This is a genomic window from Actinocrinis sp., assembly GCF_035650855.1.
GTDB lineage: Bacteria > Actinomycetota > Actinomycetes > Streptomycetales > Catenulisporaceae > Actinocrinis.
The window spans coordinates 1-8,579 of sequence record NZ_DASRGV010000148.1 but is presented as its reverse complement, the minus strand read 5'-3'; the positions used below and the strand labels follow the sequence as shown (position 1 = coordinate 8,579).

The window sequence follows — 8,579 nt, the reverse complement described above, 5'->3', positions numbered from 1 at the left end:
GGCTGAGCACTTCGATGGGGTGCGGCGTGGTGGGGATGTCGACGACGCGGTCGTATTCGGGGCCGACCAGTCCCGGGAACTTCTCGCCCTTCGTCGCTCCGGTTCCGGCGAAGATCCAGTTCGTCGGGTCGTAGACCACGTACGGCGCGTCCACCGGGTTGCACTGGTAGTACGCGCCGGTCAGCACGTTCTCCGGGCGCGGATCCGGAGCGTCGCGCCAGTCCTGCGTCGTCTGGGTCTTGTCCGTGGCGTACATCGGATCGGAGGCGGCGTCCTTGTAGCAGATGATCAGACGATCGGCGCCGAGCTGGGTCGAGCCCCAGCGGATGTGCCGGAAGATCGCGTTCGCGCCGAGGAAGGCGAGGTTCGCGCCGGCGTCACGGGCCGCGGTGAGGGTCTGTCGCATGGTGGCCGAGTAGTACTCGTCGTGTCCGTCCGAGACGATCCCGGCGGCGTGGGTGAACAGCGCGGGATCGGTCTCGAGCTGCACGTCGGTCTCGTAGGCGACCGGCAGGTCGTGCTGCTCGGCGAAGGACACCAGGCCCTGGTCGAAGGGGAAGAACAGTCCGTCGCCGGCCTCCTCGTCGGGATCGAGGTAGGGCCGGTCGAACGAGACGGCGCGCGCCCGGTCGTTAGGGCCTCCGCTGGGACCGTGGTACAGCGAGTAGCCGCCCCACGCGTTGTACGCCTGCCAGGTCGTGACGCCCGCGACGAGGACGATCTTTCCGGTCGTGTCCGTGGATCGCAGGGTGATGGGTACGTACCGCTGTCCCTTGCCGTTGGACGCGACGAGCTTGATCAGGTAGTCGCCGGCAGGCCAGGACTGCGTGGATACGGTCATCGACGGCGACCACAGGCACTCGACGGTGTGTGTGGAGGGCGTGATCGTCTGTGCGGTCTGGTTCTTCCCGGGCGTGCTCGGGGACTGCCATACCTCGCGTCCGTTGGTGCCACCGTAGTAACCGATGCGGTACGCGGTCGCGGTGAATGCGGGTGCGGTCGTGGAAACGAATAGCTTGAAGGGTTGACCGGGCGTGACGGACGCCTGATCGGTGTAGCCCTGGATGGCGTTCTGCGGGCCGACGGCGGAGTCGCCGATCGACCACGCGGTCGTGCCGGGCTTGGCGTTCTCTGCGGCGATATCGCTCAGGCTCGGTGACGGAGAGGCGACTGACGAAGCGGTGCCCGCGGCCGCGTTACCTGCGGCGGGATGCGAACTCGAGCCGCTGCACGCGGCCAGTCCCGAGCTCGCGAGGCCGATGCCGACCGTGACGGCCAGCGCAGCGAGCGGCCTGGTCCTGCGCAGCGCGAAGCGCCGATGCGGAGCGCCGGGAGACCGATGGGTGAGAGACACCGCCTGCGTCCTACTTTCTTTCGAAGGTGCCAGGATAGGTCCATGAGCAGAGCCTCCCTGGACAAGGAACCGCACGAAGTCGCCGCGATGTTCGACGGCGTGGCGGCCCGGTACGACCTGACGAACGACGTGCTGTCGATGGGTCAGACGCGCGCATGGCGGCGAGCGGTGGCAACGGCGGTCGATGCGCGTCCCGGCGAGCGGATCCTGGATCTGGCGGCCGGGACCGGCACCTCCTCGGTGCCGTTCCAGCAGGCCGGGGCATCCGTGGTGGCCTGCGACTTCTCGCTGGGCATGCTGGGCGTCGGCCGGTCGCGCAACCCCGAACTCGACTTCGCCGCCGGGGACGCGCTGCGGCTGCCGTTTCGCGACGGCGCCTTCGACGCGGTGACGATCTCTTTCGGGCTGCGCAACGTCTCGGACACGACGGCGGCGCTGCGCGAGCTGCGGCGGGTAACGAAGCCTGGTGGCCGGCTCGTGGTGTGCGAGTTCTCACACCCGACGAACGGGCCGTTCCGCACGGTATACATCGAGTACCTGATGCGGGCACTGCCGTCCATCGCAGAGCGGATCGCATCGAACCCGGAGGCATACGTCTACCTCGCCGACTCGATTCGGGCATGGCCGGACCAGAAGGGTCTCGCGACCCTTATCCGCGCCTCCGGCTGGTCGCGGGTCGCGTGGCGGAACCTGACCGGCGGCATCGTTGCCCTACACCGGGGCTACGCGTAAGCGCTACGTGCAGCAAGGTGGTGTGTGCCTGATGTGACGTCAGCTACACGCAGCACCGGTTTCGCCGGGTCGCCTGTTACCGCACTGCGGGCTTAGGCGCGGTGGACGATCGTGCCGCCGAGGATGGTCGCGACGCAGCGGTGCGTCTTCGCGGCGGCCGCGTCGAGCAGCGCGGAGTAGACCTCGGTCGGGTCGGCCGCGGTGAGCGCTTCGAGGGCGGGTACCTCGAAGACCGCGAGGTCTGCTCGCGCGCCCTCCTCGATCCGTCCGATGTCGGTCAGGCCCATCGCGGCCGCGCCGCCGAGCGTGGCCGCCTCCACGATCCGCCGGTCGAGATCCGCCTCGCAGTAGCCCTGCACGAGTGCCAGGTCGCGCAGGGTGGCGGCCTCTTCCAGCAGGTCGAGGCTGGGGCTTGAGGCCAGCGAGTCGGTACCGATCGCGAACGGCGAGCCTTCGCTGAGGTAGTCGGCGATCGGTGGTTCGCCGGCCTGCAGGATCCGGTTCGAGCGGACACAGAGCGCTGCGTAAACCCCACGGGCACGCAGCACTTCCCGGTCGCCGCTGTCACAGTGCACGCAGTGCGCGGCGTGCACGTCGGGTCCGAGGGCGCCGATCTTGTCGAGATAGCCGACCGGGCTCAGGCCGCTGCCGCCGTCGCGGATCAGCTCCATCGCCTTGCCGAAGCGAACCATGTCGGCGGCGAACGGGCCGCTGCCGTCGGCCACGTACTGCGTCTCGGCCGGGGACTCGGCGACGTGCGTGTGCGTCCGCAGGCCGCGTTCGCGGGCGATGGCGAGGCAGTCCACGAACACCGAGGTCGAGATCGTGTACGGCGTGTGCGGGGAAAGACCGACGGTGCGGCCGGCCGGGGCGCCGTCGAGCGCGGCCAGCATGCGTGCGCGGCCGGAGTCCGACCAGCTCTGCGCGTCCTCGAAGACGGCCTCAAGGTACGAGATCCCCGCGATGGCGGCCCGTGCGGTGGGCGCGAGGACCGCGGGTTCGGTCACGATGTCGGCCGCGGCGGTGGTGCCGGTGCCGAACATCAGGTGCAGGCCGCGCCGCGCGGATTCCTGCCACATCGGGTCGGTGAAGGTGGCCCGCTTGGCGACCATGTGGCCGAGCCAGACCGGGAACGGCTCGCCGAGCGCGTTGAGTTCCTCGAAGTCGGTGTACTGAAGGTGCGCGTGCGCGTTGACGAGTCCAGGGGTCAGCACGCCGGACCAGGCGCGTTCCCGCACGCCCGGATGCTCGGCGGCCAGCCGCTCGCGGGGACCGACGGCCGCGATCCGGTCGCCGTCCACCAGCACAGCGCCGTCCCCGATCGGTTCGGAGACGGCGGGAAGGACGATGGGCGCACTGTGCAGGGTCAGCATGCGTCGAGCCTATTGGATGCCGATATGACCGGGCCGGAGTTGTCAGGTCTTGGCCGCTGCGGCGGGAGCGAAAGGGGCGCTCAAGGAGGGAGCGGGGGCGGGGGCGATCGGCGCCGGAGGACTGAACAAGGGCACGGGCAGCGGACCGGACGACGGGCTGTTCGGGAGTGGCACGGTCGGCTTCAAGGACGCGGGCGCGCTCGCGGGCGCGGTGGGCCGCGGCGGTGTGGACGGGCTCGCGGAGGGCGAAGGCGGGCCCGGAGGCACGGTCAGGTTGATGGACAGGTAGTCGTCGTCGACGTTCATCTTCGCGCCGCCGAACGAGACGTCCACGCCGCCGAGGTATTGATGCGCCCGCGCGACCTGCCAGGTGCCGGGAGGGGTCGCCCCGAGGTCCGCGTCGGCGACGCCGTTCCACTGCGCGATGTCGACGGCGTCCGGCTCGACGAGCTTTCCGCGGTGCGAGACGAGGTCGGCGATGCCGGTGCTCGCGCTGCTGTAAATCGCCGACCGGTAGCCTTTCGCGTGCAGCTCGGAGGTCCACGCGGACTCGAAGGCGAGCGCGGCCGCGCTCTGCGGCGAGGTGTTGTCGTAGGACTCCATGTCGTAGTAGATCAGCGCGCCGGGGCCGATCCCGAGGCTGCCTGCCTGCACTGCCGCGTCGTCAGCACTCTGCTTGCCGAGGACCGCGGGCGCGGTGCGGGTGAGTGAGTCCCATGCGGCCTGCCAGCCCACGTAGAACGGCATGAAGTGCCAGCCTGCCTGCGCCTGCGCGCTGATCCAGCCGGCGGTCAGGTTCTTCTGGGCGCAGGCGCGCTCGGAGCCGCCGATGTAAATGCCGACCGTGTTGTACGGCGAGGCGCCCCATGCCTGCATCTGGCCGGCGCTGGGTGCGGCGCAGGTGTCGAAGCCGATGCCGGTGACCTGGCTGGTGCCGCGGACGACCTCCACCGGAGCGGAGTCATGCATCGGAGTCACCGTGCTCGACTGCGTGGTGGACGGTGGGGGCGCGGCGGGCTGCGACAATCCGGCGGCGGTGATCGCGTTCACCACGGTGGAGCGGTCATCGTCGCTGTAGCTGGCGGTGACGGTCAGGCCGGGTGCGGTCACGTCGATCTCGCCGGCGATCCGGTGGTCGAGCGCGATGGCGACGGCTGTGTTCGCGCGGGCCAGCTGGGGTTCGATCAGCAGCGCGCCGGTGTGTCGTCCGACGCCGCGCGCCGGGCAGTCCTCGTCGGCGCCGGGGTGGCCCAGATAGACCGCGTGCATGTCGAAGCGCACGCAGGTGGTCGGGTGCGCGGTCAGGTCGATGACCTGCCAAGAGTACGGGACCGGGAAAGCGCGCCCGAGATAGCTGACGGTCTTTTCGTGAAGCGGCCCGTTCACCGCGCTGCTGACCGCGGCGACGCGGGTGGTCTCCGCGTGGGGAGTGGCCGCGGTCAGTGCGGCGGCCAGGAGCCCGACCAGCAGGGCCAGAGCCGCGGTGCTCCGCTTGAAAAGGAGCCTGGCGGTGTACCGAGCGAGCTGCCGTAACCCGTCCCTGAACTGCACGGATACCCCCATCGTCGCCGAAGGATCACTTCGGACGGTAACAGGGCCTGAAGACGAAGCGGCCGCCCCGCCCGGAGTGTCGGGCAGGGCGGACCGCATGGCCTAATAAGTCAGATCATCGGATTTAACTCGCGGCGGTCGGGAGCCCCTGCCGCGTCTGGGAACCCGTCAGATCCACCTGGGAACCCGTCAGATGCGCGGCAGGTCGGTGACGTGGTCCTCGCGGACGGTCTGCAGCTTCCACTGGTCGAGGCCGAGCAGTTCCAGGATGGTCGGCGCGATCTGCGTGGTGAACACCGGAGCGGCGTCGAAGTGGCAGCCGTCGGTGTGCACGCCCGCGCCGGAGACGACGATCGGCACGTCGCGGTCCGCCGGGTTCGCGCCGCCGTGCTCGGCGATCTTCTTCTTGCCGCCGGTGTACACCGTGCCGACCTTCGCGACGCCGACCAGGTCCGGCACCCGCGGGTCGCTGTGCGCCACGCCGAAGTAGCTCGCCGCGGCCTGCCCCGCGTACACGGCCTTCAGGCCCGCCGAGGTGAACGCCTTCGGGTTGCCGTTGATGTCGTTGCCGGTGCCGGAAAGACCCAGCAGGTAGTTCTTCGCGAAGTCCGCGGCGGCCTGCGAGCGGTCGCTCAGCCACCACAGCATCGCGTCGTCGTCCACGGTGAACGCGACCAGCGGGGCCTTGGCGGACGGGTGCAGCTTGGCCCAGGCCGCGTTGACCGCGTCCACCATCGGGCCGTCGTCGATCCGGGTCAGGTCGGACGGCTTGGTCGGGGACTGGCCGTGCTTGGCGGACAGGATGACCGTGGTCGTCTTGTCCAGGTGCTGCTTCTTCAGCTCGGTCAGGAACCGGCCGAGCTGCCCGTCGACCCAGTCGAGGGAGGAGGAGAGCAGCGGGCCGGGGGTGACGCCGTCGGCGAGGTAGCCGCCGGCCAGGCCGTCCGACTTCGGCAGCTTCTGCCCGGTGGAGACGGTCTGGAAGTTCATGCCGAAGATCGCCGGGACGCCGGCCTTCTGGGTGCGGGAGTGGTCGTAGCCGTCGATCTCGTTGAGCACGGCCTGGACCTTGTAGCCGTCGTAGACGCGCGTCGCGGCGTTGTCCGTGGTCCAGTCGCTGCCGGTCGGGAAGCCCGCGACCGAGGAGTCGGAGTTGATCTCCGGGGTGAACAGGTCGTCGATCGAGTCGCCCGACTTGCCTTCGAGGATCGAGTACGCGGGGTGCTTGTCCGACCATGCGGTACGCAGCCCGGCCTGTTTGGCCACGTCGAACACCGTGTTCACGCGCAGGTACTGGCTCGGGTAGACCGGCTTGCAGGTGGCCGGGTCGACCGGCAGGTTCTTCGGGTCGAGCACGGTCGCCGGGTCGCCGGTCATCTTCAGGATCGAGCCGGGCAGGCCGGACAGGCCCTCGCCGCCGTCGAGCGCATTGAGGTTCTTGTCGGCGGCCTCGGTCCACGCGACCTCGGCTCCGGGCGTGGCGCCCCTGCAGTCCGTGGTGCCGGCGGGCAGCAGCGCGTGGTTGTAGGTGTCGTCGTAGTAGACGCCGCTCTCGCCCGCGGTCGCGCCGGTGAACTGCGCGATCATGCCGGGGAAGGAGTCGGAAGGGTTGGTGGTCTGCGCGTTCGTGTAGTCGATGCCGCCGTCCACGAGCCGCGCCATGGCCGAGTGCGGGTGCTGCTTGATGTACCAGGCCAGGTCGGACTGGTGAAGTCCGTCGACGGAGATGACGAGCACGTGGTGCGCGTCACGGGTCTGGGTGTGTGCCGAGGCGGCACCGGGGGCCAGGACGGCGCCGGAGACGAGCACGGCGGCACTGGCCAAGCCGGTGATACGCAGGGTGCGCGTACGGCCGAATGCGCGAGACATCAAAGCTCCCAAGATTAGGCCGACCTGATGTCAGCCTCCGAAGGAGATTGATAGTGCGCGCCCCCAGCGACTCGGTCGCGGGTTCGTGAACGGCGGGGGAACTCCACGCGACCAGCAATCGGCGGGCGGGCCCGACCGGTCACCGACAGTGATCGGAGGCCGGGCTGCCGCCCGTGCGTCGCAGGGCGCTGCGTGCCGGTCGCGGCCGGTCAGCCGACCTCGACCAGCGGCAGCGCGGTGGAGGCGATGTGTGAGCGCACTTGGTCGTCGACCGGGTCGTTGGCCGGATCGGCGTGCACCACCAGGTGGTTGTAGAGGGTGTCGCGCTGCGCGGGGATGCGTCCGGCGGTGCGGATGAGGTGAATCAGCTCCATGCGGTTGGAGCGGTGCCGCGCGCCGGCCGAGGAGACGACGTTCTCCTCGAGCATCACCGAACCCAGGTCGTCCGCGCCGTAGTGCAGGGTCAGCTGCCCGGCCTCCTTGCCAACGGTCAGCCAGGAGCCCTGGATGTGCGCGACGTTGTGCAGGAACAGCCGGGCGATCGCGATCATCCGGATGTACTCGAGCGTGGTGGCCTGGGTGCGGCCCTTCAGGTGGTTGTTCTCCGGCTGATAGGTGTACGGGATGAAGGCGCGGAAGCCGCCGGTGCGGTCCTGCACCTCGCGGATCATGGCGATGTGCCGGATCCGCTCCGCGTTGGTCTCCCCGGTGCCCATGAGCATGGTGGAGGTGGATTCGAGGCCGAGGCGGTGCGCGGTCTCCATGATCTCCAGCCAGCGCTCGCCGGACTCCTTGAGCGGGGCGATCGCGGTGCGCGGCCGCTCGGGCAGCAGCTCGGCGCCCGCGCCGGCGAAGGAGTCGAGCCCGGCCGCCTTCAGCCGGCTGATCGCCTCCTCGATCGGGACGGACGACACCTTGGCCATGTGCTGGACCTCGGAGGCGCCGAGGGAGTGGATGACCAGCTGCGGGTACTCGGCCTTGATCGCGCGGAACGCGGTCTCGTAGTACTCGACGCCGTAGTCGGGGTGGTGGCCGCCCTGGAACATGATCTGGGTGCCGCCGAGCGCGACGGTCTCGGCGCAGCGGCGCAGGATCTCGTCGAGGTCCCGGGACCAGCCCTTCTCGGACTTGGGCGGGGCGTAGAACGCGCAGAACTTGCAGGCGGTCACGCAGACGTTGGTGTAGTTGATGTTCCGCTCGATGATGTACGTCGCGATGTCCGCGGTGTCGGCGAAACGCTTGCGGCGGGCGGCGTCGGCGGCTCGGCCGAGCGCGTGCAGCGGGGCGTGCCGGTACAGCTCGAGGGCCTCCTCCTCGGAGATCCGCCCGCCGTCGGCGGCGCGGTCGAGGGCGTCCTGCAGCTGGGTGCCGAGCGAAACCATCTGTTACCGACCTTCCCGGTTCAATCCTGCGTCCAGCCTACGCGGCCGGGTCCGTGTATATCGCTCCGGAGCCTGGCGGCCGTCAGCTCTGGGCCGCAGCGGCATCGGCGAGCAGGTCGATGCGAATCTCCGGATCGGCGCCGATCTGCGGAGCGACCCGGCGGGCGAACTCGCGCACGCCGTCGAGCTGCCGCGGCCCGAAGGAGAAGTCGAGGGTGGTGAAGTACCGCTCCAGGGTGGCGGCGTCGAAGGCCTCCCAGCGCGCGGCCTGGGCGGCGACCTTGTCCACCTCGGCCATCGCCAGGTCGCGGGAGTGCA

General features: G+C 69.9%; 7 protein-coding genes. 1 reads left to right on the top strand and 6 read right to left on the bottom strand.

The features are described from left to right. Nucleotides 1-1,354, bottom strand: a 1,354-nt coding sequence (locus VFB40_RS11510; RefSeq protein ID WP_324849790.1) for a N,N-dimethylformamidase beta subunit family domain-containing protein, incomplete at its 3' end; no start/stop codon positions are given. Nucleotides 1,355-1,396: 42 nt separating this feature from the next. Between VFB40_RS11510 and VFB40_RS11505 the strand changes: the two genes are divergently transcribed. Then, nucleotides 1,397-2,086, top strand: a complete 690-nt coding sequence (locus VFB40_RS11505; RefSeq protein WP_324849788.1) for a demethylmenaquinone methyltransferase — start codon at nt 1,397-1,399, stop codon at nt 2,084-2,086. Between the two features lie 92 nt (nt 2,087-2,178). Here VFB40_RS11505 and VFB40_RS11500 read toward each other — a convergent pair whose 3' ends face one another. From VFB40_RS11500 to VFB40_RS11480, 5 genes are all read right to left on the bottom strand, one after another. Further along, nucleotides 2,179-3,459 (bottom strand): amidohydrolase family protein, encoded by a 1,281-nt coding sequence (locus tag VFB40_RS11500; protein ID WP_324849787.1) that lies wholly within the window; start codon nt 3,457-3,459, stop codon nt 2,179-2,181. A gap of 42 nt (nt 3,460-3,501) precedes the next feature. Beyond that, a complete protein-coding gene (locus tag VFB40_RS11495) occupies nt 3,502-5,010 on the bottom strand; it encodes a glycoside hydrolase domain-containing protein (RefSeq protein WP_324849785.1) in 1,509 nt (502 codons plus the stop codon). Between the two features lie 189 nt (nt 5,011-5,199). Beyond that, the gene (locus VFB40_RS11490) at nt 5,200-6,879 is read right to left on the bottom strand and encodes an alkaline phosphatase family protein (RefSeq protein WP_324849783.1); all 1,680 of its coding nucleotides are present in this window, start codon (nt 6,877-6,879) and stop codon (nt 5,200-5,202) included. A gap of 209 nt (nt 6,880-7,088) precedes the next feature. Further along, nucleotides 7,089-8,261, bottom strand: a complete 1,173-nt coding sequence (gene mqnC, locus VFB40_RS11485; RefSeq protein ID WP_324849781.1) for a cyclic dehypoxanthinyl futalosine synthase — start codon at nt 8,259-8,261, stop codon at nt 7,089-7,091. 82 nt (nt 8,262-8,343) lie between these two features. Beyond that, on the bottom strand, nt 8,344-8,579 hold a 236-nt coding region (locus tag VFB40_RS11480; protein ID WP_324849779.1), incomplete at its 5' end, for an MqnA/MqnD/SBP family protein.